Origin of the sequence: Arminella tubonensis, assembly GCF_003240585.1 — a bacterium.
Taxonomy (GTDB): Bacteria; Pseudomonadota; Alphaproteobacteria; order Rhizobiales; family Rhizobiaceae; genus Rhizobium; species Rhizobium tubonense.
In genome coordinates this window covers 17176-43688 of sequence record NZ_PCDP01000038.1, presented here as the reverse complement: position 1 = coordinate 43688, position 26513 = coordinate 17176, and the positions used below count along the sequence as shown (strand labels likewise).

23 protein-coding genes are annotated in these 26513 nt (G+C 61.6%); 14 read left to right on the top strand and 9 right to left on the bottom strand.

Going from position 1 to position 26513, the window contains the following annotated elements:
- Positions 1-25 precede the first annotated feature (25 nt).
- The 6 genes from CPY51_RS17665 to CPY51_RS17640 all read left to right on the top strand — a co-directional run bounded on the left by CPY51_RS17665 (position 26) and on the right by CPY51_RS17640 (position 6487).
- Positions 26-670, top strand: a complete 645-nt coding sequence (locus CPY51_RS17665; protein WP_111161546.1) for an RNA polymerase sigma factor — start codon at positions 26-28, stop codon at positions 668-670.
- Positions 667-1470 carry an anti-sigma factor family protein gene (locus CPY51_RS17660; RefSeq protein WP_195909563.1) on the top strand — a complete coding sequence of 268 codons (804 nt, stop codon included), beginning with the start codon at positions 667-669 and terminating at the stop codon, positions 1468-1470. The genes CPY51_RS17665 and CPY51_RS17660 overlap by 4 nt, the downstream gene beginning before the upstream one ends.
- 152 nt (positions 1471-1622) lie before the next feature.
- Complete coding sequence (locus CPY51_RS17655; protein WP_420820713.1) at positions 1623-3218, top strand: Ppx/GppA phosphatase family protein; 1596 nt, start codon at positions 1623-1625, stop codon at positions 3216-3218.
- Entirely contained in the window at positions 3218-3937 is a 720-nt protein-coding gene (locus tag CPY51_RS17650) for an RlmE family RNA methyltransferase (RefSeq protein ID WP_111161544.1), read from the top strand. Before CPY51_RS17655 ends, CPY51_RS17650 begins: the two co-directional genes overlap by 1 nt.
- 66 nt (positions 3938-4003) lie before the next feature.
- Positions 4004-4387, top strand: a complete 384-nt coding sequence (locus tag CPY51_RS17645) for a VOC family protein (RefSeq protein WP_111161543.1) — start codon at positions 4004-4006, stop codon at positions 4385-4387.
- A 102-nt stretch (positions 4388-4489) separates the two neighbouring features.
- Positions 4490-6487, top strand: coding sequence for a PhoX family protein (locus CPY51_RS17640; protein ID WP_111161542.1), 1998 nt, complete (start codon positions 4490-4492; stop codon positions 6485-6487).
- A gap of 32 nt (positions 6488-6519) precedes the next feature.
- Here CPY51_RS17640 and CPY51_RS17635 read toward each other — a convergent pair whose 3' ends face one another.
- Positions 6520-7944, bottom strand: coding sequence for a DHA2 family efflux MFS transporter permease subunit (locus CPY51_RS17635; RefSeq protein ID WP_111161541.1), 1425 nt, complete (start codon positions 7942-7944; stop codon positions 6520-6522).
- A 229-nt stretch (positions 7945-8173) separates the two neighbouring features.
- Between CPY51_RS17635 and CPY51_RS17630 the strand changes: the two genes are divergently transcribed.
- Positions 8174-9169 carry an MBL fold metallo-hydrolase gene (locus tag CPY51_RS17630; protein ID WP_111161540.1) on the top strand — a complete coding sequence of 332 codons (996 nt, stop codon included), beginning with the start codon at positions 8174-8176 and terminating at the stop codon, positions 9167-9169.
- 380 nt (positions 9170-9549) lie between these two features.
- A complete protein-coding gene (guaB, locus tag CPY51_RS17625; RefSeq protein WP_111161925.1) occupies positions 9550-11055 on the top strand; it encodes an IMP dehydrogenase in 1506 nt (501 codons plus the stop codon).
- A gap of 540 nt (positions 11056-11595) precedes the next feature.
- On the opposite strand, the gene CPY51_RS17615 is transcribed toward guaB, so the two are convergent.
- Complete coding sequence (locus tag CPY51_RS17615; protein ID WP_111161538.1) at positions 11596-12510, bottom strand: LysR family transcriptional regulator; 915 nt, start codon at positions 12508-12510, stop codon at positions 11596-11598.
- A gap of 111 nt (positions 12511-12621) precedes the next feature.
- Here CPY51_RS17615 and CPY51_RS17610 point away from each other — a divergent pair, with 111 nt between their 5' ends.
- Together CPY51_RS17610 and CPY51_RS17605 are read left to right on the top strand one after the other, a co-directional pair.
- Positions 12622-13377: an SDR family oxidoreductase gene (locus CPY51_RS17610; RefSeq protein WP_111161924.1), complete on the top strand. Its 756-nt coding sequence runs from the start codon at positions 12622-12624 to the stop codon at positions 13375-13377.
- A gap of 131 nt (positions 13378-13508) precedes the next feature.
- Entirely contained in the window at positions 13509-13925 is a 417-nt protein-coding gene (locus CPY51_RS17605; RefSeq protein WP_111161537.1) for an MAPEG family protein, read from the top strand.
- A gap of 291 nt (positions 13926-14216) precedes the next feature.
- Here CPY51_RS17605 and CPY51_RS17600 read toward each other — a convergent pair whose 3' ends face one another.
- Positions 14217-15170, bottom strand: a complete 954-nt coding sequence (locus CPY51_RS17600) for a LysR substrate-binding domain-containing protein (RefSeq protein ID WP_111161536.1) — start codon at positions 15168-15170, stop codon at positions 14217-14219.
- 219 nt (positions 15171-15389) lie between these two features.
- Here CPY51_RS17600 and CPY51_RS17595 point away from each other — a divergent pair, with 219 nt between their 5' ends.
- Positions 15390-15689 carry a YjiS-like domain-containing protein gene (locus CPY51_RS17595; protein ID WP_111161535.1) on the top strand — a complete coding sequence of 100 codons (300 nt, stop codon included), beginning with the start codon at positions 15390-15392 and terminating at the stop codon, positions 15687-15689.
- Between the two features lie 109 nt (positions 15690-15798).
- On the opposite strand, the gene CPY51_RS17590 is transcribed toward CPY51_RS17595, so the two are convergent.
- The 6 genes from CPY51_RS17590 to CPY51_RS17565 form a co-directional block, all read right to left on the bottom strand.
- The gene (locus tag CPY51_RS17590) at positions 15799-16668 is read right to left on the bottom strand and encodes a DUF937 domain-containing protein (protein WP_111161534.1); all 870 of its coding nucleotides are present in this window, start codon (positions 16666-16668) and stop codon (positions 15799-15801) included.
- Positions 16669-16789: 121 nt separating this feature from the next.
- Positions 16790-18163 (bottom strand): glutamate--cysteine ligase, encoded by a 1374-nt coding sequence (locus CPY51_RS17585; RefSeq protein ID WP_111161533.1) that lies wholly within the window; start codon positions 18161-18163, stop codon positions 16790-16792.
- Positions 18164-18312: 149 nt separating this feature from the next.
- The gene (locus CPY51_RS17580) at positions 18313-19050 is read right to left on the bottom strand and encodes a 16S rRNA (uracil(1498)-N(3))-methyltransferase (protein ID WP_111161532.1); all 738 of its coding nucleotides are present in this window, start codon (positions 19048-19050) and stop codon (positions 18313-18315) included.
- Positions 19051-19066: 16 nt separating this feature from the next.
- Positions 19067-20566: an inorganic phosphate transporter gene (locus CPY51_RS17575; protein ID WP_111161531.1), complete on the bottom strand. Its 1500-nt coding sequence runs from the start codon at positions 20564-20566 to the stop codon at positions 19067-19069.
- 64 nt (positions 20567-20630) lie between these two features.
- Positions 20631-21152 (bottom strand): NUDIX hydrolase, encoded by a 522-nt coding sequence (locus CPY51_RS17570; protein ID WP_195909562.1) that lies wholly within the window; start codon positions 21150-21152, stop codon positions 20631-20633.
- A 365-nt stretch (positions 21153-21517) separates the two neighbouring features.
- Positions 21518-22516 (bottom strand): zinc-dependent alcohol dehydrogenase family protein, encoded by a 999-nt coding sequence (locus CPY51_RS17565; protein WP_111161529.1) that lies wholly within the window; start codon positions 22514-22516, stop codon positions 21518-21520.
- A 118-nt stretch (positions 22517-22634) separates the two neighbouring features.
- Between CPY51_RS17565 and CPY51_RS17560 the strand changes: the two genes are divergently transcribed.
- From CPY51_RS17560 to CPY51_RS17550, 3 genes are all read left to right on the top strand, one after another.
- Positions 22635-23486, top strand: a complete 852-nt coding sequence (locus tag CPY51_RS17560; RefSeq protein ID WP_111161528.1) for a LysR family transcriptional regulator — start codon at positions 22635-22637, stop codon at positions 23484-23486.
- 334 nt (positions 23487-23820) lie between these two features.
- Positions 23821-25260 carry an FAD-linked oxidase C-terminal domain-containing protein gene (locus tag CPY51_RS17555; RefSeq protein WP_111161527.1) on the top strand — a complete coding sequence of 480 codons (1440 nt, stop codon included), beginning with the start codon at positions 23821-23823 and terminating at the stop codon, positions 25258-25260.
- A 5-nt stretch (positions 25261-25265) separates the two neighbouring features.
- Positions 25266-26459, top strand: coding sequence for an FAD-binding protein (locus CPY51_RS17550; protein ID WP_420820719.1), 1194 nt, complete (start codon positions 25266-25268; stop codon positions 26457-26459).
- Positions 26460-26513 lie beyond the last annotated feature (54 nt).

Genomic DNA, 26513 nt, shown 5'->3' with positions numbered 1-26513 from the left:
TCGACGTCTGTGAAAGGTCATATGCGTGTCAGTCGCTCATTTCCCGTTTCCTGCCTATATTAGGGTTAAAGTGGAATCGCCGGCGAGACCGGCGGTTCACAAGGCACAAGTCGGTGTGGAGGATGCTATCGCCAGCGAAGACGATATTAGGGCGGGCCTTTCGCAGCATCTGGCGCGGCTCTGGCGCTACGGCATCGTGTTGTCGCGCCAGCGCGACGTCGCGGACGATCTTGTCCAGGCGACCTGCGTCAGGGCGCTGGAGAGGGCGGGCCAGTACATTGCCGGAACGCGTCTCGATCGATGGCTGTTTTCGATCCTGCATTCGATCTGGTTGAACGAGGTCCGGTCGCGCCGGGTGCGGATGGGGCAGGGCTTCGTCGATGCAGACGAGACCCTGGTTTTCGACGGCGCCCGCGAGACGGAAACGCACATCCTTGCCGGTCAGGTGTTGCAGCAAGTGCAGGGCCTGCCCGAGGCGCAGCGCACCGCGGTGTTCCTGGCCTATGTCGAGGGGCTTTCATACCGCGAGGTCGCGGAGGTTTTGAACGTTCCGATCGGAACCGTGATGAGCCGGCTGGCGACCGCCCGCGCGAAACTGGCGGAAGTGATGGAGCCGCTTGATGGGACGAGAAGATCGGACCGGGGATTGACGAATGGGGGATACGAATGAACGAGCACGATAAAAATGAATTGCCCTCGGACGAGATGCTGGTCGCCTTCATCGACGGCGAGCTGGACGCCGCAAAGACTGCCGAGATCGAGAAATTGATCAACGCGGATGAGGCTACTGCCGAGCGCTTCGAATTTTTGTCGCGCAGCGACCTCCCCTATGTCGAAGCCTTTGCGCCTTTGTTGAAGGCCGCCCCTGATGCCAAGCTCCAGGCCATGCTGGGCGCCATTCCCGCCACGACACCACGGAAATTCTCTACGTCAGGCGTCAGCCGTCGCGGCTTCCTCGCCGCTGCCGCGGCTTGCCTGATCGCCGGGATCGCGGTCGACAGGGGGCTCATCGAACTAAATCATCGCCTGGAAAAACCCGACGAAGGCGCCGAGTGGCGTGCTGTTGTTGCCCAATATCTCGGACTCTACACCGCGGATACGTTGAGCGCGCCCGCCGGCGACAGGGCGGCCCAGGCGGCGCAGCTCGAACAGGTCGGCTCGAAACTCGGGATTTCTTTGACCCCCGAGACCGTGGCGCTGTCGGGCGCCGATTTCCGCCGGGCACAGGTGCTCGAATACGACGGCAAGCCCTTGGCGCAGATCGCCTACCTCGATCCCGAGGACGGACCGATGGCGCTTTGCATCATCTCCTCGCAAACGGGGCCGGCCGAACCGGACATGGAGCGTCGGCACGGCATGAACGTCGTCTACTGGTCGAGTGCCGGCCACGCCTTCATGCTGATCGGCCATTCGACGGCCGACCGGATGAAAACCATGGCCGACGGCGTACGCGCCAAATTGGCCGCCTGAGCTGTCTTCCGCGCGGCAAATTAGGCATGTTCGCACGCGCCAAAAACAGTTTGGCGAAAACACGTCCTGCTGGTATTCTCTCCCCAACGAAAATCGAATGAGTGCCTGCTGCATGCCCTAACGGCCTTGCGCGGCGCGATGGAAAAAGACACGTGAGAGACCCCGTTAGCGGCGAAATGCCGCAATCAGGCGGGGCGTCGGTGGCAGAAGAGCGCAGGAAGGGCAAATCCTCCCGGCGCGCAAAGCGTAAACGTGGTGGCAACGCCCGTGATCCCGCTATTTCTGCCGAGCCCAATCAGGCCGGAAATCCCGGTCTGGCGGCGATACGCCCCGAAGACAATAGCGCTGGTTCTTCAGCACGCAAGCGAAAGCGGCGACGGCGTTCGCACGGCCCGTCGCATGACAACGCTCCCAAGCCCATCCAGTTGATGCAGACAGTGGCAGTCGCCCCAGGCCAGCCAGCCCCGGAGGATCGCGACCACGCGCAAGCCGGCAAGAGCAGCAAGCACCGGCGCAAGCATCGCGGCAAGCGCGGTTTGCAGGGGCGTCCGCTTGTGCAGGAAAAGCCGCCGCAGCTGGTCGCTCCCGAGGGACGGCAGGGCGACCAACCGAACGGACACGGCGACCATCGTGGCCAGGAGCGCCATGCAACACCTCAGCGGCACGATGGTTTCCACCAGCATCAGCACAACCATTCCGACAACGAAAGCCAACGCCCGGTCGATCTCTACGCGGCCCTCGATCTCGGCACCAACAATTGCCGGCTGCTGATCGCACAGCCGACCCGTCCGGGCCAGTTCCGCGTGGTCGATGCCTTTTCGCGCATCGTACGGCTTGGTGAAGGGCTTGGTGCCAGCGGGCGGCTTTCCAACGAAGCGATGGACCGCGCCGTCGAGGCCCTGCGTGTCTGCGCTTCGAAGCTGAAGGCCCGCGAAATCCGTCGCGCCCGCCTGATTGCAACCGAAGCCTGCCGGTCTGCGGAAAACGGCGAGGCTTTCCTTGCGCGCGTCATCGAGGAGACGGGCCTGGATCTCGAGATCATCGACCGCGAGACCGAGGCTCGCCTGGCGGTCTCCGGCTGCTCGTCGCTGGTTGGCCCCGAGGCCCGCTCGGTCGTTCTCTTCGATATCGGCGGCGGCTCGTCGGAGATCGCCGTCATCCGCATCGAGGACAATCGTTCCAGCCGACTTGCAAACCATATCACCCACTGGACCTCGCTTCCGGTCGGCGTCGTTACCTTGTCGGAGCGTCATGGCGGCCGCGATGTGACGCCGACAGTTTTCGAGGCGATGATCAATGAAGTCGAGCGCATGCTCGACAAGTTCGATTGCCCGCCCGTCGCCGGCGCCACGGCCGACAGCGCCGATTTCCATCTGATCGGGACATCGGGAACCGTGACGACGCTTGCCGGCGTCCATCTCGATCTGCCACGATATGATCGCCGCAAGGTCGATGGTGTCTGGCTGTCGGACGACGAGGTGACGGCAATGCAATCGAAGCTGCTGTCCTGGGATTTCGCCGGGCGTGCCGCAAATCCCTGCATCGGCCCCGACCGCGCTGATCTTGTGCTTGCCGGCTGCGCCATTCTGGAGGCGATCCGCCGCCGTTGGCCAAGCCCACGCATGCGCGTCGCCGATCGTGGACTGCGCGAGGGATTGCTGACCGATATGATGGCGGACGACGGGGTCTGGCGGCGTGGCCGCTCCCGTCGCGGCTATCGCCCGAGAGATTTGAAAGGGCCGAATTGATGACAAAGCCACCGATCGGCGGCAACCGCACCGGACGCAAGCTCGGGCAGCGTGTCCTGAAGAAAAAGATGAAGGCCTCGTCGCGCCAGTGGCTGCACCGCCATATCAACGACCCCTACGTCCAGCGTGCGCAGCTCGAGGGCTATCGCGCCCGTGCCGCATTCAAGCTGCTGGAGATCGACGAGAAATATCATATCCTCAAGGACGCGAAGCGCATCATCGACCTCGGCGCCGCACCGGGCAGCTGGTCGCAGATCGCCGCCAAGGTCACCGGCTCGACGGACGAGGACATCCGTGTCGCCGCGATCGATTTCCTGGAGATGACGCAGCTGCCGGGCGTCAGAATCCTGCAGCTCGACTTCCTCGACCCTTCTGCGCCGCAATTGCTGGTGGACGCCGTCGGCGGCGCCCCTGATATCGTCATATCCGATATGGCCGCCCCAACCACCGGCCATCACCGGACCGACCACCTGCGCACGATGCATCTCTGCGAAGTCGCGGCGCACTTTGCCATCGAGGTCCTTGCCGAAGGCGGGCATTTCCTGTCGAAGACATTCCAGGGAGGCACGGAGCGCGAATTGTTGGCGCTGCTGAAGCAGAACTTCAAGCAGGTCGTGCATGTGAAGCCGAATTCGTCACGCGCGGAATCGGTCGAAATGTTCCTGCTCGCCAAGGGCTTCAAGGGACGTAAGACTGAAGTCGAAGCAACAGAAGCTTGATTTAGCATCTGCTTTTGGTCGATGATGCAATTTCACTCGATTTTTCAGTCTGCGTAAATCTTGACCATGCTTCTCTACGTCACGCTAGGCACCAACAATCTGAACGAGGCGCGTCGCTTCTATGACGCGGTTCTGCCTACCATCGGCTATCGACGCCAGCGCGATTCCGAAGAAGAGATCGGCTATGCGGCGGACGGCGACAGGCGCTGCCGCCTCTGGGTCGTCCTGCCGTTCAACAAGCGCTGGGCCACCAGCGGCAACGGCTCGATGGTGGCGCTTGAGGCGTCGACGCGCGCCGCCGTGGACGCGTTTCATGCGACGGCACTCGCAAACGGCGGCGTCGACGAGGGAGCCCCGGGCCTGCGCTCCTACCACGCTCATTTCTATGCAGCCTATGTCAGGGATCTCGACGGCAACAAGATCAGCGCCGTCTGCGAAAGCCCGGAATAGGCGCGAGACGCGACACCCTTTTTTCCTCCGTCACAACGTTGTTACGCCAGCGTTCTAGCAATCCTGGATTGTTTTAATTCCGATTGCGAAGAGGTGAGCAACATGAACGAGAACTGTCCGACCTTCCGTACCAGCCTGCTCGAGGAAAATGTCGGCCCGGGCCACAATCCAACCGACAATCCCACGATGGGCGAGCTCATTGCAGCACGGTTTTCGCGCCGGGGATTTCTGAAAGGCTCTCTGGCTGTCTCTGCCATAGCCACGACTGTTAGCCCCTTGGCCTTGATGCTGGCCGACGATGCCCGCGCGGCAGAAAAATCCGCCTTTATCTTTGAAGAGGTTGAAGCCGGTATCGACCAGCATGACCATGTAGCCGCCGGTTATGACGCCAATGTGCTCCTGCGCTGGGGCGACGGCCTGTTCCCGGATTCGCCCGAGTTCGATCCTCTGAACCAGACGCCGGAAAGCCAGGCCCGGCAGTTCGGCTACAACAACGACTATGTAGGCTACATTCCGATCGGCGGTTCATCCGAACACGGCATCCTGGTCATCAACCACGAATACACCAATGAACATCTGATGTTCCCGGGTATCGTGAAAATCGTCAAGGACGACAAAGGCAAGGACAAGCTCGAGATAGTGCCGGCCGACCGAAAGCGCGTCGATATCGAGATGGCCGCGCATGGCGGCACAGTCGTCGAGATCATCAAGGTCGATGGCAAATGGCAGGTGGTCAAGGACGGCAAGTTCAACCGCCGCATCACAGCCAATACCGAAATGCAGCTGTCCGGTCCCGTCGCCGGGAACGAACGCACGAAGACCAATGCGGACCTATCCGGCAAAAAGGTCTTCGGCATGATCAACAACTGTTCCGGCGGCGTCACTCCCTGGGGTACCTATGTCTCGGGAGAAGAGAATATCCAGGGTTATTTCCTTGGAAAATTGCCCGAAGACAGCAAGGAGGCGGCCAACTACAAGCGGTTGGGCATCCCGGACACCAGCTATGACTGGGGCAATTTCCACGATCGCTTCGATCTATCAAAGGATCAGAACGAGGCAAACCGCTTCGGCTGGGTTGTCGAGATCGATGTCAACGATCCCAACTCCATTCCCAGGAAGCGCACCGCGCTTGGCCGTTTCAAACATGAAGGCGCCGATTCCATCGTTGCTAGGGATGGCCGTGTGGTCTTCTATCTCGGTGACGACTCACGGTTCGAATATGTCTACAAGTTCGTCACTGCCGGTAAGTTCAATCCGGACGATCGTGCCGCCAATCTCGACCTGATGGATGATGGGACGCTCTACGTCGCCAGGTTCGATATCGACGGCGCGGTCAACTGGTTGCCGATTGTTTTCGGCGAGGGCCCGCTAACCGAAGCCAATGGCTTCCACTCTCAGGCCGATGTCCTCATCGAAACGCGCCGCGCGGGCGACCTGCTTGGCGCGACCAAGATGGATCGCCCCGAAGACATTGGCCCCAATGGCGTCAATGGCAAAGTCTACGTCATGCTGACCAACAACAGCAAGCGCAAGACCGAAGAGGTCGACGCCGCCAATCCACGCGCCAAGAACGCCTTCGGTCATATTGTCGAGATAACCGAAGAAGACGGTAACTTTGCCGCCGTCAGGGGCAAGTGGGAAATCCTGTTGAAATGCGGAGATCCCTCGGTCGCGGAAGTCGGCGCCTCGTTCTCCACGGATACCACCAAGAACGGCTGGTTCGGAATGCCGGACAATTGCGCTGTCGATGCGGATGGCCGCTTGTGGGTATCCAGCGACGGCAATTCCCCCAAGGAAACCGGGCGAACCGACGGCCTGTGGGCTATCGACACCGAAGGCCCGGCCCGTGCCACCTCGAAGCTGTTCTACCGCGTGCCCATCGGCGCCGAGATGTGCGGGCCGCTGATGTTGCCTGACATGGAAACCATGATGGTCGCGGTGCAGCACCCGGGCGACGGTGGCGAGGATTGGGAGGGCTTCGGTCGCCAATCATATTATGAGGATCTTTCCACCCGCTGGCCGGATTTCAAGGACAACATGCCCGTCCGCCCATCTGTTGTAGCGATCACCAAAAAAGGCGGCGGCAAGATCGCAGTCTGATCCATGGCTTGTGTTCAGTAGCGGTCGAGCTCTCACTCGGCCGCTGGCTGAACCGGCGGCAATGACGCCGTCGCCTTCAGGCTGGCCTTATGGCCGGACACGATGGCACCGGCGCTGCGATCCATGCGGATGAACGGGATCGTGGCGATGACAGTCAGGATCGAGATCGCGAAGAAGGCGATGTGGAAGTCGGATACCGACAGCGATGTGCCGCTGAAGAATGTTGTCGTCTCGAGGATGGCCGCGGCCACAGCGACACCGAGCGCCAGGCTGATCTGCTGCATGACCGAACTCATCGAGGTCGCCTGGCTTGCCTGATTATCGTCGATATCGGCAAAGGCTAGCGCATTGATCCCTGTGAAGAAGAATGAGCGCGAGAACCCTCCGATCAGCAGGACGGCAATGATTGCAAGATGCGGCGTCGTCGGCTCGAACAGGCCGGTGGTGATCGTCGTGACCGTGGTCACTCCGGCCGCCGTCAGCAGCGCGGTCTTGAACCCGACCGCGGCGAAGACGCGCTTGGCGATGAACTTCGTGCTGATCGCGCCGATAGCGCCTGCAAAGGTGATGAGGCCGGACTGAAACGGATTGAGCCCGAAGCCGAGCTGCAGCATCAGCGGCGTCAGGAAAGGCATGGCGCCGATGCAGATGCGAAACAGCGTCCCACCGGTCACCGATGCGCGGAACGTCGCGTTTTTCAACAGGTTGAGGTTCAGAATGGGGGCCGGATGCTTGCGGGCATGGCCGACATAGAGAAAGCCGCAGACGAAACCGATGACCACGGACGATATGCCGATGATCGGGGGCAGGGCGGGCAGGCTGATCACCGACATGCCGAACACCACGCCGGCAGCGGCGAACGAAGTCAGCAGGAAGCCGAGGAAATCCAGCTTCGGCGGCATTGTCGCCTCGACGACGGGCAGGAAGATGGTTGCGAGAACTACGCCGATGATGCCGACCGGGACGTTGATCAGGAAAATCCAGTGCCACGAGAAATAGGTGGTGATGAAACCACCGAGCGGCGGGCCTGCCAGCGGCCCGACCAGCGCCGGAATGCTGAGCAATGCCATCGCCGATACGAGGTCGCTGCGCTTCGTCGTGCGCACCAGAACCAGCCGCCCGACCGGCGTCATCATCGAACCGCCGACACCCTGCAGAAACCGCGAGCCGACGAACTGGAGCACATCGGTCGAAATGGCGCAGAGGATGGAGCCGACGACGAAGACGCAGATGGCGAGACGGAAGATGCGCTTGGCGCCGAACCGATCGGCCATCCAGCCGCTGATGGGAATGAACACCGCCAGCGCGACCATGTAGGAGGTGAGCGCCAGCTTGAGCGTGATCGGCCCGACGTGAAGATCCGCAGCGATCGCCGGCAGTGCCGTGGCGATTACGGTGGAGTCCATCTGTTCCATGAAGAGAGCAACGGCGAGGATCAGGGGAACGATACGGTTCATAAGTCTTTTGCCTTGGATGGTGGTGTCATCGGGAAGGCGCCGCTAACGCGACACCCGCTCTGTAGTCCTCTCGGCAAGCGCTGCCAATCCCGTAAATCACCCTTCAGGCGCGGCAGGATCACGTCTTCGTGAAATCTCGCGTCGCCCGGCGCATCCAAACAAATTGACATATGCCAAGCGCATAGAAATGCTAAACGCATTCAGAAGCGCCCGGTTCGCTGAGGCGAGGATGACAAGGTCGATTACGTTGAAACGACGGACGCTGGTGGCAGGGCTTGGCCTGCTGTCGGCCGCGTCGATCATCGGCCGATCCGCAAATGCCGGGCCGGTTAAGTCCACAGGAGAAAGTGCAGATATGACTGCAGCAATGCCACAGGTTAGTCAGTTCAAGCTTGGTTCTTTGAAGTTCACGGTCGTAAGGGACGGTGCGAACGTTCTCGAAAAGCCATGGGAAACATTCGGTTCGAACCAGAGGCCGGAAACGGTCCAGGCGCTTCTTGCCGAAAACTTTCTGCCGACCGACAAGCTTCTCAACACCTACGCTCCGGCAGTCATCGATACCGGCAAGGACGTCGTTCTCGTCGACACCGGCTTCGGTGCGGCGATGCGCGGCAAAGGCGCCGGCATGTTGCTGGATGGACTGAAGGCGGCCGGCTACAGCCCGGACCAGATCACGGCGGTAGCCCTGACGCATATGCATGGCGACCATATCGGCGGCCTGATGGAGAACGGTGCGCCGACCTTTCCGAATGCGAGATATTTCGGCGGCCAGGTGGAATATGATTTCTGGACGGACAAGGCGCGCGAGGGAACGCCAGGCGAGGGCAACCAGAAATCGGTCATGGCCAATGTCGTGCCGATCGCCGATAGGATGACCTTCCTCAAGGAGGGCGACCAGATCGTCAGCGGCATGACCGCGATGCTCGCCCCCGGCCATACGCCCGGCCACATGGTCTTCCATGTCGAATCGGATGGCGAGCAGCTTGTCATGACCGGCGACGCGGCAAACCACTACGTCCTGTCGCTGCAACGCCCCGATTGGGAGGTCCGCTTCGACATGGACAAGGCGCAGGCTGCACGGACCCGAAACAGGATCTTCGACATGATCGCCAAGGACCGCATTGCCTTTCTCGGCTATCACATGCCGTTCCCAGCCGTCGGTTTCCTCGAAAAGAAGGATATCGGCTTCCGCTATGTGCCGAAGACCTATCAGTTCGATCTTTGAGCACGAGCAATCCGAGGAGGCGAGGGGGAGCGGCAGTGTCGTCCAGCCAGAAGTGGGAGCGGCGGGAGGCGCTAGCCCTCATCCAGAGGTGGGAGCGGAGCGACCCTCGAAGGAAGAGGGCGCTTGCTCTGATGCCAGCCGATTGGCCAAGGCTAAGGGATGGGGCGACCTATCAATTCCCCCTCACACTCCCATGCGATGGACCCCGCCCCGAGCTCAGGACATAGCTGCCAATGCTGCGCTGCATGCTTTTGCTATTCCCTTCCTGTCATAGACGTGTTACGAGCCCTCGCCAACTTCCTAGCAACTTTTGCAAGCCCGCCCGGGCGGACGATTCGTTCCGGAGCGCTCCTGCTTTTTCTTAAATGAAGGAATTGGCCATGGCCCGCATCATTGAAACGGCAACTGGTTTAGAAGCCCTGACCTTCGACGACGTGCTCCTGCAGCCGGGGCACTCCGAAATCATGCCCGGCCAGACGAACGTCGCCACCCGTATCGCCAAGGACATCGAGCTCAACCTGCCGATCCTGTCGGCGGCGATGGATACAGTCACCGAAGGACGCCTTGCGATTGCCATGGCGCAGGCCGGCGGCATCGGTGTCATCCACCGCAACCTGACGCCCATCGAGCAGGCCGAACAGGTCCGCCAGGTGAAGAAGTTCGAGAGCGGCATGGTCGTCAACCCGGTCACCATCGGACCCGACGCGACCCTTGCCGACGCCCTGCACCTGATGAAGACCTACCGCATATCGGGCATTCCGGTGGTTGAGAGCCCCGGCAGCGGCACGCAGAAGCCGGGTCGCCTCGTCGGTATTCTCACCAATCGCGACGTTCGCTTCGCCTCCGATCCGACGCAGAAGATCTACGAGCTGATGACGCGCGAGAACCTCATCACCGTCAAGGAAAACGTGGACCAGCAGGAGGCCAAGCGCCTCCTCCATTCGCACCGCATCGAAAAGCTGCTCGTAGTCGATGGCGAAGGCCGTTGCGTCGGTCTCATCACCGTCAAGGATATCGAGAAGTCGCAGCTGAACCCCAACGCGTCGAAGGATGCGCAGGGCCGGCTTCGTGCGGCTGCGGCCATCAATGTCGGTGACGACGGTTTCGAGCGCGCCGAACGCCTGATCGAGGCCGGCGTAGACATGCTGGTGGTCGACACGGCACACGGTCACTCGCAGCGCGTGCTCGACGCTGTCACCCGGGTCAAGCGGCTGTCGAACTCGGTGCGCATCATGGCCGGCAATGTCGCCACCTATGACGGCACGCGCGCATTGATCGATGCCGGAGCCGATGCGGTCAAGGTCGGGATCGGCCCAGGCTCGATCTGCACCACCCGCATCGTCGCCGGCGTCGGCGTCCCGCAGCTCGCGGCCATCATGGCCGCCGTCGAAGCGGCGCAGGCGCAGGATATCCCCGTCATCGCCGACGGCGGCATCAAGTTCTCCGGCGACCTTGCCAAGGCGATCGCGGCCGGTGCTTCGGCCTGCATGATCGGCTCGCTGCTCGCCGGCACGGACGAAAGCCCCGGCGAGGTCTATCTCTACCAGGGTCGCTCGTTCAAGGCATATCGAGGCATGGGTTCCGTCGGCGCCATGGCACGTGGCTCGGCCGATCGCTATTTCCAAGCCGAGGTCCGGGACACGCTGAAGCTGGTGCCGGAAGGCATCGAAGGCCAGGTTCCCTACAAGGGCCCCGTCTCCGGCGTGCTCCACCAGCTTGGCGGCGGCCTAAAGGCGGCGATGGGTTACGTCGGCGGGCAGGACCTCAAGGACTTCCAGGAGCGCGCCACGTTCGTGCGCATCTCCGGTGCGGGCCTGCGCGAAAGCCACACCCACGACGTCACGATTACGCGCGAAAGCCCGAACTATCCCGGCGGTGGGGTCTGATCGCCAACAGGCGACGGGCCGTCGATTTTCAAGGTCGCCGGCCCGGGCTATTTGTCTGGCCTAGTCGATAACTGGGCAACCGCGTCGATTGGCGAAGGACATGCGGTCGGGACCGCCGTCGTTCCAGCCTCGGACGACGATCCGGCGTCCATTCATCTGAATGGAATCAATGCGACGGAAACCTTCGTCCCGGGCTGCATCCACGAGGTCGCGCCGGCTGCAGCCCTCATGCTCCCTCGGACGACGATCCCAGTTTTGATCTTGCCTGCGGTCCATCGGCGGCGGGCCGTAATCCTGATCGTCGGAGTATTGGGCCAAGGCATTTGATGGAATTAATTGCATTGCGATCAAGCCGGCAAATGCAACGAAAGAAATTCGTGGAAACCATCCCGTCATTTTCCGCTCCTCCTGAGCTTACAGTTCATCCGTGCCCCACCGCACGCACCGTTGTGAATACAACGCCTGAGTCGCGAGCGCGTTGCATGGTGATTCATGTTCGTCAAGAAAATGGTAAAATACAGGCTTTCGACGCAAACCTGATCAGCGCGGCCAGCGCCAGGGCGGGTTCGACAGGCGCTCGGCCATGAAACCGGCCAAAGCCTCCACCTTTGCAGGACGCGTCCGCGCCGACGGCGTCACGAAATAGAGCGCCCCCCTTGGCAACGTCCAATCGGTGACAATCGCCGTCATCCGGCCATCGGCGAGATAGTCGCTGCAGATGAATTCCGGCAACTCGGCGATTGCGAGCCCCTCCAGCACCATCGGGATCAATGCGTCGGAATTGGTGACGCGCAAGGCCCCGGTCGGCGTCACGACTTCCTCGTCGCCCGCCTCGTTGCTGAAACGCCAGACATCCTGCCGCGGGCGATAGGCATAGCCGAGGCAGTGCGCCGCATTGAGATCGCGCGGATGTTCGGGGCGGCCATGGCGCTCGACATAATCAGGGGATGCAACGATGAACGGCGCGACGGCGGTAAGCCTCTTCGCAATCAGCGACGAATCCGGCAGCACCGCGATCCGTAGTGCCGCGTCGAACCCGTCGCCGATGAGGTCGACCACCGCATCGCTCATGTGCAGGTCGACCGATATGTCGGGATAGAGCCTGAAGAAGTCCGGAAGGATCGGCGCGACGCAGCGCAGGCCAAACGACATCGGCACCGCGAGCCGGACCAGCCCGCGCGGGTGCCCGGCGAGCTCGCGCGCCTCGTTTTCCATCTCCTCCGCTTCGCAATAGAAACGCGAGGCCCGCTCGACAAGGCCGCGACCGAAATCGGTCAATGCCAGCTGGCGCGAGGTGCGGTTGAAGAGCCTTGCGCCCAGCCTCTCCTCCAGACGAGCGACGCCGCGCGACACCGTCGCGACCGAAACGCCCATGACGCGGGCGGCCTGCGCAAAGGACCGCTCCTCCGCGACCTTGGCAAACATGGCAAGTCCTTCGAAGTCGGGCAAATTCATCGTTTCATTCCTGCAATGATAGTTTGCATCTCTTTCTATTTCGAGACGACCGGCTCGTCCATATCTCTCCGTCATCGACATCTGATCGATCGCAAAAAGGAGACGACGACAATGACTGGAAGACTTCAGGGCAAGATCGCAGTGGTGACCGGCGCAAATTCGGGCATCGGCCTCGCCACGGCAAAGCGTTTCGCGGCCGAAGGGGCACGCGTCTACATCACCGGTCGACGCCTGGCCGAACTCGAAGCTGCCGCCGCTGCAATCGGCCCCCAGGCGATAGCGGTCCAGGCTGACTCGAGCAAGCTTGCCGATCTCGACCGGCTCTACGAGCGCGTGAAGTCCGAGGCCGGACGCATTGACGTGCTCTTCGCCAATGCCGGCGGCGGGTCCATGCTGCCGCTCGGAGAGATTACCGAAGAACAATATGACGACACGTTCGACCGCAATGTGAAAGGTGTTCTCTTCACGGTCCAGAAGGCGTTGCCGCTTTTGTCGAAGGGCTCTTCGGTGATCTTGACGGGATCGACCACCAGCATCACCGGCACGGCCAATTTCAGCGTCTACAGCGCGTCGAAGGCGGCGTTGCGCAATTTCGTACGCAGCTGGATACTCGACCTCAAGGACCGCGGCATCCGCATCAACACGCTGAGCCCCGGGCCGACCGAAACCCCCGGCCTGGTTGGCCTTGCAGGTCCCGACGCCGCGCATCAGAGGGGACTGCTCGACTACATGGCATCGCTGGTCCCGCTCGGCCGTGTCGGTCATGCCGACGAGATTGCCAGCGTCGCCTTGTTCCTCGCGTCAGACGAATCGAGCTTCGTCACCGGCATCGAGCTCTTTGCCGATGGTGGCCAGGCCCAGGTTTGAGGCAGGGTGTGACAGTTTGACAAGCCATCCGCCGCGGGTTCGCGGCGGATGGCCAGCTTGAGCCACTGGCAGCGGAGATTATTTTCGACTACTGCTCATCCCGTGTTCAGAGAGCCCACGGAGTTCGCCGCATGACCGGCTATGAAATGTTCTGGCCCATCGTGGCGCATGCCGTGCTTGTATTCATTCTCTATTGCCTCTTGGGCCTCCGCCGCTCCGCCGTCGTCAAGGCCGGCAAGGCTGAGAGTCACCAGTTTCGGGAAAACCGGGACGAGCCGGCCGAAAGCCTGGTGGTTCGCAACAACCTTGCCAACCAGTTCGAGCTTCCCGTCCTTTTCTACGCAGTCTCCATCATTCTTTTCATAACGCAGGCGGACAATCTCCCCGCCGTGATCCTCGCCTGGATCTTCGTCGTCTCGCGCTACGCGCATTCCTACGTTCACGTCACCAGCAACAATCTTCGCTATCGCAGCCCGCTGTTTACGCTTGGCTTTCTGGCGCTGTTCGGCATGTTCGCCTGGCTGGTCATCTGGATGGCCCTTTCCTGATCACGCCGCCCGCTTTCGCATTCAAGCTGGTTCACCCGGACTACGAGGGTGGTGTCGGGGCAGCGTTGAGGGAAGCACATGGCTATGTCGCGGATACGATCAGCGCGGCTGCGGAGTAGGGCGGTGCACTATTCTACCTTCTCCCTCGGGGAGAAGGTGGCCCCGAAGGGGTCGGATGAGGGGGTCTATCGTCATCCGCCATGCCGCCGGTGTACGCCGCACCACCCCCTCATCTGCGCTGACGGGCATCTTCTCCCCGCTGGGGAGAAGGGGCTGCAGTGTTTGCCGCCCTCACCAGCTCGGCAACACGTGCCCGGCCCGCGCGCGCGGATGATAGCGGTTGAATGTCTTCGTTTCGCCGTCGAGATCGTCGTCGACCGATGCCGGGGTGATGTTGTCGAGACAGGCCGATATATGCGCGGTGATGGCGTTCATCAGCGAGGCGGAAACACCCGGGCGTTTCATGATGCCGATCTGGACCGGTGGCAGGGACGGAAAGCCGTCAGCCTGGCTGAGCACCTTCATGCCGGTCCGAAGCGCTGATTCCGGCATCACCGAAACCGCCATGCCGGCAAGCACTGCTGCGGCGACGACCGTGCAGGACCAGCTCGTGAACAACACCTGATAATCGCGCCCAACCGCGTCCAGCGATGAACAGGCGACCTGACGCCACTGGCAGTCGCGACGGCCGACCGCAAGCGGCACCGGCGCGTCGTCGCGCAGCGGATGGTTGGCCGAGCTTACCCAGCAGAGCGGCTCGGTGCGCACCACATCGGAAACGCGCTCGCGCGGATTGTGAGTGACAAGCGCGATATCGAGTTCGCCCCGGTTGATCCGCTCGGCAAGATCGACCGAGGGTTCGCAGACGATATAGAGCTCGACATTCGGGTGGGTCTTCGCAAAGCGGCCGATGATTTCGGGCATGTAGCGATCGGCATAGTCGTCGGGCGTGCCGATGCGCAGCGTCCCCTCCAGCCGATTGTCGTCGAAGGAGGCGATTGCCTCATTGTTCAGGCGGATGATGCGGCGGGCATAGTTCAGCAGCTTCTCGCCCTCCGATGTCAGCCGGTTGCCGCGTCCATCCTTGATGAAGAGCTGCTTGCCGATGCGCTCCTCAAGACGACGCATCTGCATCGACACGGCGGACTGCGTCTTGAAGACCCGATCGGCCGCCTTCGTGAAGCTCCCGGAGTCGACGATGGCGATGAATGTCTGCAACTGGTCGAGGTCTAACGGCGATGCCATGACTGTCACCTGTGAGAGAGGACCTATAAGAGAGGTTGATGATAATCATTAGAAACATTCGTTGGACTGATCAATAGGCTTTTGGCATCTTCCAATTGCAAATCACAAAGCAATCCGGATCGGCTTCTGCCCATCCGGTCGGTGTTCAACCTTTGCTCCTCCCGTGGACCTCCTGGGAGGGGAAGGGTTGTTGCGTGCCTTGGAGGAAAGGATACTCAAATGCGCACGACAGAACGGACTATGGACCTCGGTCTCGCAAAGCCCTCTTCATCGTTGATGGGGCGTCTCGCGCTCGCTTTCACGAAGGTGGCCTCCGTCTGGCGCGTTCTCCGCAATCGTCGCGAAGTCAACCGCTTGACCGATCTGACCGACGCCCAGCTGCTGGATATCGGTCTCACCCGCCTTGAGCTGGAGGCCGCGCTGACGACGTCGAGCTTTTTCGAGGACCCGTCCTCGCACCTGACAAAATCGGCGCGTCGCGGCAGCCGCTTCTCATCCTTCGGTTTGCTGCGTAGCTGAACCGGAGTCACTGTTTCCCCGCAGGGTGATAGCCAATAGCCCTGCTTCTTGCCCGGTGCTCGGTCTTCCGACACCGGGTTTTTTCTTGGCCGGATATTGCGATGGCGGCCTATTTTTTCTTCGGCGCATCGGCCGACGGTGACGGCTGTGCATAGCGTTCGAATATGCTTTCCATGCTCTTCTGGTAGTTCTTCTGAACCTCCAGACCGCTGTCGAACATCGTGTTCAGCATGGTTGCATATTGCGTCACGTCGAACGCCGGAGCCTCGGGCTTGGCTGCCGGCTTCTTTGGTGGCTCGGGCGTGAAGGGAAATCCGCGCATCATGTCCTGGAAGGACTTGGCAAACGGATTGTCGAGAAACGGGTTGCCGGCCGCGGTATCTCGCTTCGGCGCCTGGGCGCCGAACATCATGCCCATCGCTTGCGTAAACGGGTGGTCGAAGACGCTTTCATGTGGCATCGGCGCCTTCTTCGGCGCAAAGCCCATGGTTTGCAGCCAGTTCTGCATCATCTCGCCCATGTCGGTGTTGATGAACGGATTTGCCGGCATCTGCATCTGGCCGCTGGTCTCCTTGAAGAGCCCGCCCATCAGCGTATCGGCCATGCTGGGCAGCATCTTCTTGTAGATTTCCTGCCCGATCCCCGTCATCTGGGCTGCCTGCGCCGCGATCGCCCGCGATACGTCCTTCGAGCCGAAAAGCCGCTGCAGCACATTGTTGCCGTCGGCGATCCCTTCAGGCGTGAATGCCTTGCTCACATCCTCGAAGTACTTGGCGTATGTGCCGGAGCCGATCGCCTGCATCACGCCGGTAAAGTTGTAGGGATCGCTGGCGCTGCGCCTGAAACCGGAGGAGAAGGCAGGCATCAGCGCCGCGATGGCCTTTGCCGATTGCTCCTGCGCAAGATTGAACTGCTTGGCCATGACGTCCATGGCCGATCCGTTTTGCGCCTGCAGCATCATGTCGAAGAGTGGCAGCATCGAAGTCCCTTCCTCAGGTGTAGAGCAGGCCTGTCATCGCGCCACTATATCCGGAAAAGCTAACACGCAAACCGGTTTTTGCCGGCCTGCGATCGTCAGCGGGGACTGACCAAAATAAGGCTCAGTACTGGTATTCCTCGAAGACCGGTTCGACCGATTGGTTCCAGCGTCCGTTGTAGAGCATCAGCAGATCGTCGGCGAGCGTCGCCTTCTTTGCCAGCACCTCTTCGAGCGGCGCCAGGAACACGCTCTCGTCCTGGCCTTCGCCGTTCAGAAGCGCCCGGGACTTGAGGCCGGCGCGGGAGATGCCGACGACCTCTCTAGCGATCTCGTGCAGCGAGCGCCCGTGGAAGCGGGCATTGAGACCCTGCGTCGGCACCGCGTTGCGCAGCGTTTCGACCTCGGCAAAACCCCAGTCCTTGGTCAGTTCGTCTGCCGCGTCCAGCGCCGCATCGTCATAGAGCAGGCCGACCCAGAAGGCCGGCAACGCACAGATCCGCCGCCACGGGCCGCCGTCGGCGCCACGCATCTCGAGGAAGCGCTTCAGCCGCACATCGGGGAAGAGGGTGGAGAGATGGTTGGTCCAGTCGCCCATCGTCGGCTCCCAATCGGCGATCTCGCCTTTCAGCGCGCCGTTCATGAATTGCCGGAAAGTGACATGGGTGCAGTCGTGATAGCGGCTATCGCGCACGACGAAATACATCGGAATATCCAGCGCCCATTCGACATAGTGTTCGAAGCGGAAGTCGTCGCCGAAGGTGAAGTCGAGCAGGCCCGAGCGCTGATTATCGGTATCGCGCCAGATGTCGCCGCGCCACGAGAGCTCGCCGTTCGGCTTCCCCTCGGTGAACGGCGAGGAGGCAAACAACGCCGTCGCCAGCGACTGCAGCTTCATCGATACCCGCATCTTGCGGCGCATGTCCGCTTCGGAGGAGAAGTCGAGGTTCACCTGGATCGTGCAGGTGCGGTACATCATGTCCAGGCCCTTGGTGCCGACCTTCGGCATGTAGCGGGTCATGATGTCGTAGCGCGATTTCGGCATGCGCGGCGTTTCCGCCAGCGTCCACTTCGGGCTGCCGCCGATGCCGAGGAAACGGATGCCCATCGGCTCGGCAACGTCTCGAACCGTCGCCAGATGCTGGTTGGATTCCTTGCAGGTCTGGTGGAGGGTTTCGAGCGGCGCGCCGGACAATTCGAACTGGCCGCCGGGCTCGATCGAGATCGCGCCCATGCCGTGCGGCTCGGCAAGGCCGATGACATGGCCGGCATCGACGATCTCTTCCCAGCCCAGTTTCTCACGCATGCCCGACAGCAGCGCCGAGATGCTGGCTTCGCCATGATAGGGAACCGGGCTGTTGTCGGCGCGGAAAAAGGCGAATTTCTCGTGCTCCGTACCGATACGGAATCGCTCCTTGGGCTTGCTTCCGGCATCGAGATACTCGGTCAGCTCCGAAACCGCAGAGATCGGCGTCTGGTCTGTAGTGTCGCGGGCCATGAAGTTACCTTGATCTCGGAACGAAGCCTGGGTGGGACGCAGGCCAATTGGAAGGCTGATAGGGCCGGATTGAGGTGCTGCGCAAGTGAAATTCTTTCATGGCTCGATCAAAAAAATAGGATACGCCGATATTTTTTGCCGCAGGTCGTTTATTCCCAATCGCCGATTGCAGCCTGGATAACTGCCATCGCCGCGACTGCTGCGGTATCGGCGCGGAGAATGCGCGGGCCGAGCGGAATGGCGGTGACGAAATCGAGGCTGCGCAACAGGCTGCGCTCGTCTTCGGAGAAGCCGCCTTCCGGACCGACCAGCAGCGCCAGATGCTTTTCCTTGATCGCGTTCAGCAGCGGCAGCGGATTTTGCCCGGCGTTTCCCTCGTCGCAATAGATGATGCGCCGTTCGCGCGGCCAGCGCTCCAGCAGATCCGCAAGCCTAACGGGCTCGGCCACCTCGGGAATGGCGAGGATGCCGCATTGCTCCGCGGCTTCGACCGCGTTGGACCTCAGGCGGTCGATATTGGTGATCTTGCCCTGGACGTGTTGCGTCATGACCGGCTGCAGCAGGCCCGCCCCCATCTCGACAGCCTTCTGTATCAGGTAATCGAGCCTGCCGACCTTTAGCGGCGCGAAGAGGTAGTGCAGGTCGAAGGGCTTCGGCTGCGGTCGCGTCTGTTCGACAGGCGTCAGCTGGATGCGCTTGCGACTAGGGAAGGAGAGGGTCGTCCTCCACTCGCCGTCGCGGCCGTTGAAGGTCAGCACCTCGGCGCCCGCCTCCAGCCGCAGAACGTTCGCGAGATAGTTGAACTGATCCTGGCTCGCCTCGATCGGGCTGCCGTTGATGATATCGGCATCTATAAACAGTCGCTGCATGCGAAAATTGGCGCGCATGATCTACCCCAAGCGTTCAAACAAAGAGCGCGACCATAGCCCAATAAATCACCGCCGCAAGCGTCGCGGCCGCCGGAACCGTCACCACCCAGGCGGCGATGATGGTCATGAAATGCGAGCGACGCACCAGCCGGCGGCGGCTGATCTCATCCGGATTGCGCTCTTCCGCCTCGATATCCCATTCGTCCGCCTTCATCCGCATGTAAGCCATGCGCCGGGCGGAGTTGCGGGTGTACCATTCGCGGAAGAAACCGACGCCGAAGACTGCGCCGACAGCGATGTGGGTGGAGCTGACGGGGAAACCGAACCACGACGCGACGATCACGGTGGAGGCCGCCGAGAGCGCTACGCAGTATCCACGCATCGGGTTCAGCTTGGTGATCTGTTCGCCGACCAGCCGGATCAGGCGCGGTCCGAATAGGAGAATGCCGACAGAGAGCCCGCAGCCGCCGATGAGGATCACCCAGAACGGCGCCTCGTATCGCGCGGTAACGACATGCGTCTCGGCGACGCGGACGATTGCAGCCAAGGGTCCGATGGCGTTGGCGACGTCATTTGCTCCATGCGCAAAGCAAAGCAGCGCGGCGGAGCCGATCAGCGGCAGGCGAAAGAGCGTGCGCAGGGAACTGTTCTTGTTGTCGCATCCGATGGATTGCCTGGCGACGAGCGGCCTTGCGACCAGCCACGCAACTATCCCGCAGGCGATGCCCGCTGCAAGTATCGTCGGACCCGACATGGAACCCTCGGGTGCCGTCTGCAGCAGGAGATAGGCGGCGAAGGTGCCGGCCATGACGCCGATCAAGATCGGAATCCAGTATTTGGCGGCCGCGATCTTGTCGTCGCGATAAATGATGAAGCTCTTGATGAAATAGAGAAAGCCTGCGGCGATGGCACCGCCGAGGATCGGCGTGATCATCCAGCTCGCCGATATTTCCAGCAGGACGCGCCAATGGATCGGCTCTACTCCGACGGCAGCCACGCCGGCGCCGACAACCGCGCCGACGATCGCGTGCGTCGTCGAAACGGGCGCATTCATCCAGGTCGCGACGTTGATCCACAGGGCGGCCGCCATCAGCGCCGCCATCATCAGCCACGCAAGGGTGCTGCTGTTTGGGATCTGCGACGGGTCCACGATGTTGGACGAGATGGTCTTGATCACCGGTCCGCTGGCGACTGTCGCCCCGAGAATCTCGAAAAACGCCGCCATGACCAGGGCCTGCGCCATGGGGATCGCCCGGGCGCCAACGGCGGCGCCGACCGTGTTGGCGACGTCCTTGGCGCCGATATTCAGCGCCATGTAACCGGCAAGCGCGACCGCCGCGATAATCAGCGTCGCGCCGGGACGATCCAGCACGTAGATGCCGGCAAACAGCATCGCAATACCGAGGAAGATGAGAGCGAAGCCCGGCGCGATCAGCCGCCTTGAGACGTGCTCGGTCGCATCCTCGACAAAGGTTAGTTTGTCGAGATCCTTGTCGAGTGTCCATTTTGTCGGTGTAGCCGGGCGGTCAGGCATTCCATTCTTTCTATCGCGTTCCGTTGACTAGCGCTCCCGGCCCGGGCGCGCAACGGGTGGCGAATTATTCCGGTGGGGACTGCTTGGCGTCCTTCGTCGGTTTCATGGGCAAGCGAGCGGCCATGCGCTCCTGGAAGACGAGTATCAGGTCTCTAAGTTCCGGTTCGTTGACGCGTTTGACGGCCTCGTCGCAGGAAACCCATTCGAGCTTGCGCTCGCCCTGCTCCTTGAAACTCTTGGCAAGCTCGGTCACTTCAAGCGGATAGACCTGAACCTTGCAGCCGACCTTCAGCCCGTCCTTCAGCATCTTGGTGTAGGTGAAGACCCCGAGCGCTGCTGCTTCGACGTTGCCGCGCACGCCTGCTTCCTCGAAGGCCTCCCGGGCGGCAACCTCGTGCGAAAGCTTGCCCACCATCGGCCAACCCTTCGGGATAACCCAGCGGCCGGTGTCGCGGCTGGTCATCAGCAGCATTTCAAGCTCGCCCGTCTTCTTCTTCAGCCGATAGCAAAGCGCACCATATTGCTGCCGCGGCGGGCGCCGGAACATCAATTGTACATCAGTTGCGAGACGGGCGAGAAGGGTCAATGATTGGGTCACCTTTGTCGGTCAAATCGAGAATCATTCTTATATAAGTATTCTACGTTAAACTTCAGTATTCCATATGGCAAAAAGGGTGGTCGGCTAACAATTGAAGATTGTTAAATATGAAAATATCCGGTGATGAGGCATCGAATAGACGCCAACGCGTGTCCTTTTAGCGTCATTTCATTTGCGAGCAACGACAAGAATTTACAATTTCAGCGTAAACTTTTTGAGAGGGCGGTGTCGTGCAAGATTGTTGCGACCGCCGCCGCCTCCGATGAACGCGCTAAGTGCCTTTTTTGAGGCAGTGGGGCGCATGGCGAGACTTTTCCACCGTACAGTTGTTCCAGCTTGGAATGCCGCCTTCTTTAATCGACATCGATAACCAGCTTGCCTTTCGACTGTCGATTCGCGATGAGCTCATGCGCCTCGCCGGCATTTGCGAATGTGAAGCGGCGCGCATCAAGCTTGGGCATGACCTGTCCGGCTTCCGCCAGTTTGGTGGCTTGCCGCATGATATCGCCCTGATGCGTGCGGCCTTCGCCGGTCAGCAGCGGCAGCAAGGTGAAGACACCGGAATAGGTTGCGGCCTTGAAGGAAAGCGGCGCCAGCGCATGCGTGCCCCAGCCAAGGCAACTGACCACATGGCCAAATCGGTTGACGGCTTGAAAGGCCGTGTCGAGGCCCGCACCGCCGACAGTATCATAGACGAGATCGAAGCCCTTGCCGCCAGTATGGGCTTGAACATAGCCCACGACGGTTTCAGTCGCGTAGTCGATCGGTGTCGCCCCAAGACTTGCGAGGTAATCGGCTTTCGACGCGCCGTCGACGCCATAGACATCCGCACCAAATGACTTGGCGATCTGCACGGCGATGTGTCCGACGCCGCCTCCCGCGCCGAGCACCAGCACTTTCTGGCCAGACTTGACATTGGCGCGGTCGACCAGGCCCTCCCACGCGGTAATGAACACCAGCGGCAGCGCTGCGGCCTCGCGCATCGAAAGATTGTGCGGCTTCAACGCCAGGAGGTCGGCATCCACGGCTGCATATTCAGCCAGCGACCCCTGGACGCCTCCAACGCCGCCGGTCATGCCATAGACCTCGTCGCCGCGGCGAAAACCGGAAACACCCGACCCGACCTCCTCGACGACACCGGCAAGATCGATGCCGAGAATGGCGGGCAGGGGATGTCGCGCATGTCCAGCGGCACCGGCGCGGATCTTGGTATCGAGCGGATTGACCCCGCTTGCCTTGACCCGAACGAGAACTTCGCCGGCGCCCGGCAACGGCCGCGGAATGTCCGTCAGCCGGAATGGTGAATTTGCATTATCGACGATCAGTGCCTTCATGGTCGATTGGGTGGACATCATTTTGCTCCTTCTTTGCGTGGGTGGAGAATGATCCGTCGAAGAAAGAATGGAAATGAAATAGATTGCACGATATCCATGCATTTTCGTTTGAAGTCGCGATTGCAAGGATATGCAAATGGAATGGAGCGATATCGAGATATTCCTCGCCATTGCGCGCGAGGGAACGCTTGGGGCGGCGGCAAGGAAGCTCGACTTGACCCAGCCTACCATGGGCCGGCGCCTGCGGGCGTTCGAGAACGCTGTCGGTCAGACACTGTTTCAACGCACCGCCGCCGGCTTCGTGCTCACCGACGAGGGTTCGGCGATCCTCGGCCATGCGGAGCGGATCGAGGAGGAGGCGCTTGCGCTGCGACGATCGCTTGCCGGACAGGGCAAGCAACTGGACGGGACGCTGAGGCTCTCGTCATCCGACTGGTTCGGCGCGCATGTCCTTTCGCCCGTCCTCGCCGATTTTTCACGGCTTCACCCGGGGATAATAGTCGAGTTGATCACCGAAAGCCGCCTCCTCAGTTTATCGCGGCGCGAAGCCGATCTCGTCTTCCGCATCACGCCCTTCACCGAGCCGGAGGTCATCTCCCGCAAGCTGATGCGTATCGACTACGCCCTTTATATCAGGAAGGGCGATGACCGCCCGAGGGAAGGGGACGGCGCAGGCGCACGCCTGATCACCATGGACGAAGCTTTCAGCGGCATGCCCGATGTGGCATGGCTGAAACGCATCCTGCCGAACGCCACCGTCGCAATGCGCAGCAACAACCGCGAGGTCCAGGCAACGCTCTGCGCATCCGGCGCCGGCCTCGCCGTCCTGCCGCGCCCCCTTGGCGACAGGATCGCCGCTATCGAGCCCGTGGAAACGACAGAAAAACCACCCGGCCGCGACACCTGGATCGGCTATCACCGCGACCTGAAGCGGCTGGCGAGACTGCGTGCGCTGCTCGATGTCGTGATAGAGCGGCTGGGTGGGTGAGCCCTCAATACCCCTCTCGCCAAGCCGCCCCCCTCTGTCGGCCGGGCCGACATCTCCCCCACGGGTGGGGAGAACAATCTGACGCGCCCTCGAATTTCGGTACAACTGAGCTTTGTTTGTTTTGCCACGCAGGCCCGGAAAACTCCATTCTCCCCACCTGTGGGGGAGATGTCACCGCAGGTGACAGAGGGGGGCGGCTTGGCGAGAGGCCACGAAATATGACTCTTGTTCGACGCCACTGAACACCATCGCGACCCCGCAAGCCGATTGTATTCTCGACGGAGGCTATTAAAAGAAACAACATGCCCGTTGCTTGGCTTGTATGAGGAGTACCATGGTGGAGGCCATTTCGTTTCTGGCGCCGCGTGCCGATGTCCTGGCGCGCCGCAAGGAGATTGTTGCCGATCTCATCGACCTGCTGCCGCCCGAATGCCTCATCCATGAGGCGCGGGAGCTGGTGCCATTCGAGACCGATGCCTTTGTTTCCTATCGACGTATTCCCCTGGCCGTCGCCCTGCCGCGCAGCACGGCGGAAGTCGCAGCCGTCATGAAATACTGCCACAGATACGGCATTCCCGTTGTCCCGCGCGGCGCCGGCACGTCGTTGTCTGGCGGTGCTATCCCGCAGGAGGACGCGGTCGTCCTCGGTCTCTCGAAGATGAACCGCATCCTCGAGATCGATTTTGCCAATCGCGCGGCTGTCGTCCAGGCCGGCGTGACGAACCTCAATATTTCCGAAAGCGTCTCGGCGGATGGTTTCTTCTACGCCCCTGATCCGAGCTCCCAGCTCGCCTGTACGATCGGCGGCAATATCGCGATGAATTCCGGCGGCGCGCACTGTCTGAAATATGGTGTGACGACCAACAACCTCCTCGGCGTCAAGATGGTCCTGGTCGACGGATCAGTCATAGAGCTCGGCGGCAAGGCGCTGGATGCGGCAGGCTATGACCTGCTCGGTCTCGTCTGCGGCTCGGAAGGTCAGCTTGGCATCGTCACAGAGGCAACGGTGCGGCTGATCGCCAAGCCTGAGGGATCGCGCCCCGTGCTGTTCGGCTTCGACACATCGGAGCAGGCGGGCGCCTGCGTCTCCGAGGTCATCGCATCGGGGATCATACCCGTGGCGATCGAATTCATGGACAAGCCGGCGATCGAGATTTGCGAAGCTTTCGCCCATGCAGGATATCCGCTCGATGTCGGCGCGCTGCTGATCGTCGAGGTCGAAGGTTCCGAGGCGGAAATGGACCTGATGTTGAAAAACGTCGTCGAGATCGCCCGCCGGCATGCGGTGAAGACGGTGCGCGAATGTCAGTCCGCCGCCGAAGCGGCGCTGATCTGGAAGGGCCGCAAATCCGCCTTCGGCGCCACGGGCCGGATAGCCGATTATATCTGCATGGACGGCACCGTACCGCTCAGCCAGCTCTCATACGTCCTGCAGAAGACCTCCGAAATCGTCGCGCATTATGGCCTGCGGGTTGCCAATGTCTTCCACGCCGGCGATGGAAACATGCACCCGTTGATCCTCTTCAACGCCAACGATCCCGAAGAATCCGCCAAGGCCGAGGCGGCCGGCATGGATATCCTCAGGCTCTGCGTCGACGCCGGTGGCTGTCTTACCGGCGAACACGGCGTTGGCATCGAAAAGCGCGACCTGATGCGCCACCAGTATGCAGAGGTCGACCTCGCGCAGATGATGGCGGTGCGCAGCGCCTTCGACGCCGGTTGGATACTCAACCCGTCGAAAGTTTTCCCGCTCGATGGACGAACAGCCGCATGAACGAAATGCAAGTGCCTGTCACGGAAGAGGAAGCGGCCGCGATCATCCGCGATCACGCGGAGCGTGGTGCCTCGCTTTCGATCGCCGGCGGCAACACGCGATCCGGTTTCGGCAATGCGTTCGAAGCGGAGACAGATCTACGCTCGACCGGTCTCACCGGGATCGTCGCCTATAATCCCGGCGAGATGGTCATGACCGTGCGCGCCGGCACCCCTGTTGTCGAGGTTGAGGCGGCCCTTGCCGCCAACAGTCAAATGATGGCTTTCGAGCCGATGGATCATCGTCCGCTGATGGGCACATCAGGCGCGCCGACCATCGGCGGGATCTTCGCCGCCAATGTCTCCGGCCCACGCCGGCTTCTCTCGGGTGCCGCCCGCGACAGCCTGCTCGGCGTGCGCTTCGTCAACGGCCGTGGGGAGATCGTCAAGGCCGGCGGCCGGGTAATGAAGAACGTCACCGGGCTCGATCTGGCCAAGCTGATGGCCGGATCGCACGGCACGCTCGGCCTTCTGACCGAGGTCACCTTTCGCGTGCCGCCGACGCCGAAATCGCAGCAAACGCTTGTCGTCTCCGGTCTCAACGATGCCGAGGCGACTGCCGCGATGGCGGCGGCAATGGCGCTGCCGCTTGAGGTCTCGGGTGCTGCCCACCTGCCGCTTACGGTCGTCTGGAAATTTCTCGGCGGAAAGCTGCCGGAGGGCGAGGCGACCGTGTTGCGCATCGAGGGCCTGCCCGCTTCCGTCGACGTCCGGATGGAAAAGCTCGCGGCCGCGATGGCCGGCCGTGGCCGGGTCACGCGGCTTGACGACGAGCAGAGCCGCTGGATCTGGCGCGATATCCGCGACGTGCTGCCCTTTGCCGACGGAACGATGCGGCCGGTCTGGCGGGTATCCGTCGCACCCGGCATCGGCCATCAGCTCGTCGCAGCGCTTCGGCTCCAGGCCGGTGTCGATGCATTCTACGATTGGCAGGGCGGCCTCGTCTGGCTGCGCATGGAAGCCGAACCCGAAGGCGATCTCGTGCGCCGCTATATCCACGCGCTCGGCGGTGGGCATGCGACTTTGCTCAGGGCACCGGACAAAGACCGCGCCTCGACGGCAGCATTCCAGCCGGAGCCTGAGGCAGTCGCATTGCTGTCGCAGCGGGTGAAGGCTAAATTCGATCCGAAGGGGATATTCAACCCGGGGAAGATGGGGTGATCATGTCGTTTGGCGCGTGCAACCCCCCTCTGCCCTGTCGGGCATCTCCCCCAC

Excerpts from the sequence above, each read along its gene's own strand:
- CPY51_RS17615 (WP_111161538.1), bottom strand. The coding sequence starts at position 12,510 with ATGAATTTGCCCGACTTCGAAGGACTTGCCATGTTTGCCAAGGTCGCG.
- CPY51_RS17645 (WP_111161543.1), top strand. The coding sequence starts at position 4,004 with ATGCTTCTCTACGTCACGCTAGGCACCAACAATCTGAACGAGGCGCGT.
- CPY51_RS17650 (WP_111161544.1), top strand. The coding sequence starts at position 3,218 with ATGACAAAGCCACCGATCGGCGGCAACCGCACCGGACGCAAGCTCGGG.
- CPY51_RS17595 (WP_111161535.1), top strand. The coding sequence starts at position 15,390 with ATGCGCACGACAGAACGGACTATGGACCTCGGTCTCGCAAAGCCCTCT.
- CPY51_RS17610 (WP_111161924.1), top strand. The coding sequence starts at position 12,622 with ATGACTGGAAGACTTCAGGGCAAGATCGCAGTGGTGACCGGCGCAAAT.
- guaB (WP_111161925.1), top strand. The coding sequence starts at position 9,550 with ATGGCCCGCATCATTGAAACGGCAACTGGTTTAGAAGCCCTGACCTTC.
- CPY51_RS17585 (WP_111161533.1), bottom strand. The coding sequence starts at position 18,163 with ATGGCCCGCGACACTACAGACCAGACGCCGATCTCTGCGGTTTCGGAG.
- CPY51_RS17590 (WP_111161534.1), bottom strand. The coding sequence starts at position 16,668 with ATGCTGCCACTCTTCGACATGATGCTGCAGGCGCAAAACGGATCGGCC.
- CPY51_RS17565 (WP_111161529.1), bottom strand. The coding sequence starts at position 22,516 with ATGTCCACCCAATCGACCATGAAGGCACTGATCGTCGATAATGCAAAT.
- CPY51_RS17555 (WP_111161527.1), top strand. The coding sequence starts at position 23,821 with ATGGTGGAGGCCATTTCGTTTCTGGCGCCGCGTGCCGATGTCCTGGCG.
- CPY51_RS17560 (WP_111161528.1), top strand. The coding sequence starts at position 22,635 with ATGGAATGGAGCGATATCGAGATATTCCTCGCCATTGCGCGCGAGGGA.
- CPY51_RS17580 (WP_111161532.1), bottom strand. The coding sequence starts at position 19,050 with ATGCGCGCCAATTTTCGCATGCAGCGACTGTTTATAGATGCCGATATC.
- CPY51_RS17630 (WP_111161540.1), top strand. The coding sequence starts at position 8,174 with ATGACAAGGTCGATTACGTTGAAACGACGGACGCTGGTGGCAGGGCTT.
- CPY51_RS17550 (WP_420820719.1), top strand. The coding sequence starts at position 25,266 with ATGCAAGTGCCTGTCACGGAAGAGGAAGCGGCCGCGATCATCCGCGAT.
- CPY51_RS17660 (WP_195909563.1), top strand. The coding sequence starts at position 667 with ATGAACGAGCACGATAAAAATGAATTGCCCTCGGACGAGATGCTGGTC.
- CPY51_RS17640 (WP_111161542.1), top strand. The coding sequence starts at position 4,490 with ATGAACGAGAACTGTCCGACCTTCCGTACCAGCCTGCTCGAGGAAAAT.
- CPY51_RS17635 (WP_111161541.1), bottom strand. The coding sequence starts at position 7,944 with ATGAACCGTATCGTTCCCCTGATCCTCGCCGTTGCTCTCTTCATGGAA.
- CPY51_RS17605 (WP_111161537.1), top strand. The coding sequence starts at position 13,509 with ATGACCGGCTATGAAATGTTCTGGCCCATCGTGGCGCATGCCGTGCTT.
- CPY51_RS17575 (WP_111161531.1), bottom strand. The coding sequence starts at position 20,566 with ATGCCTGACCGCCCGGCTACACCGACAAAATGGACACTCGACAAGGAT.
- CPY51_RS17600 (WP_111161536.1), bottom strand. The coding sequence starts at position 15,170 with ATGGCATCGCCGTTAGACCTCGACCAGTTGCAGACATTCATCGCCATC.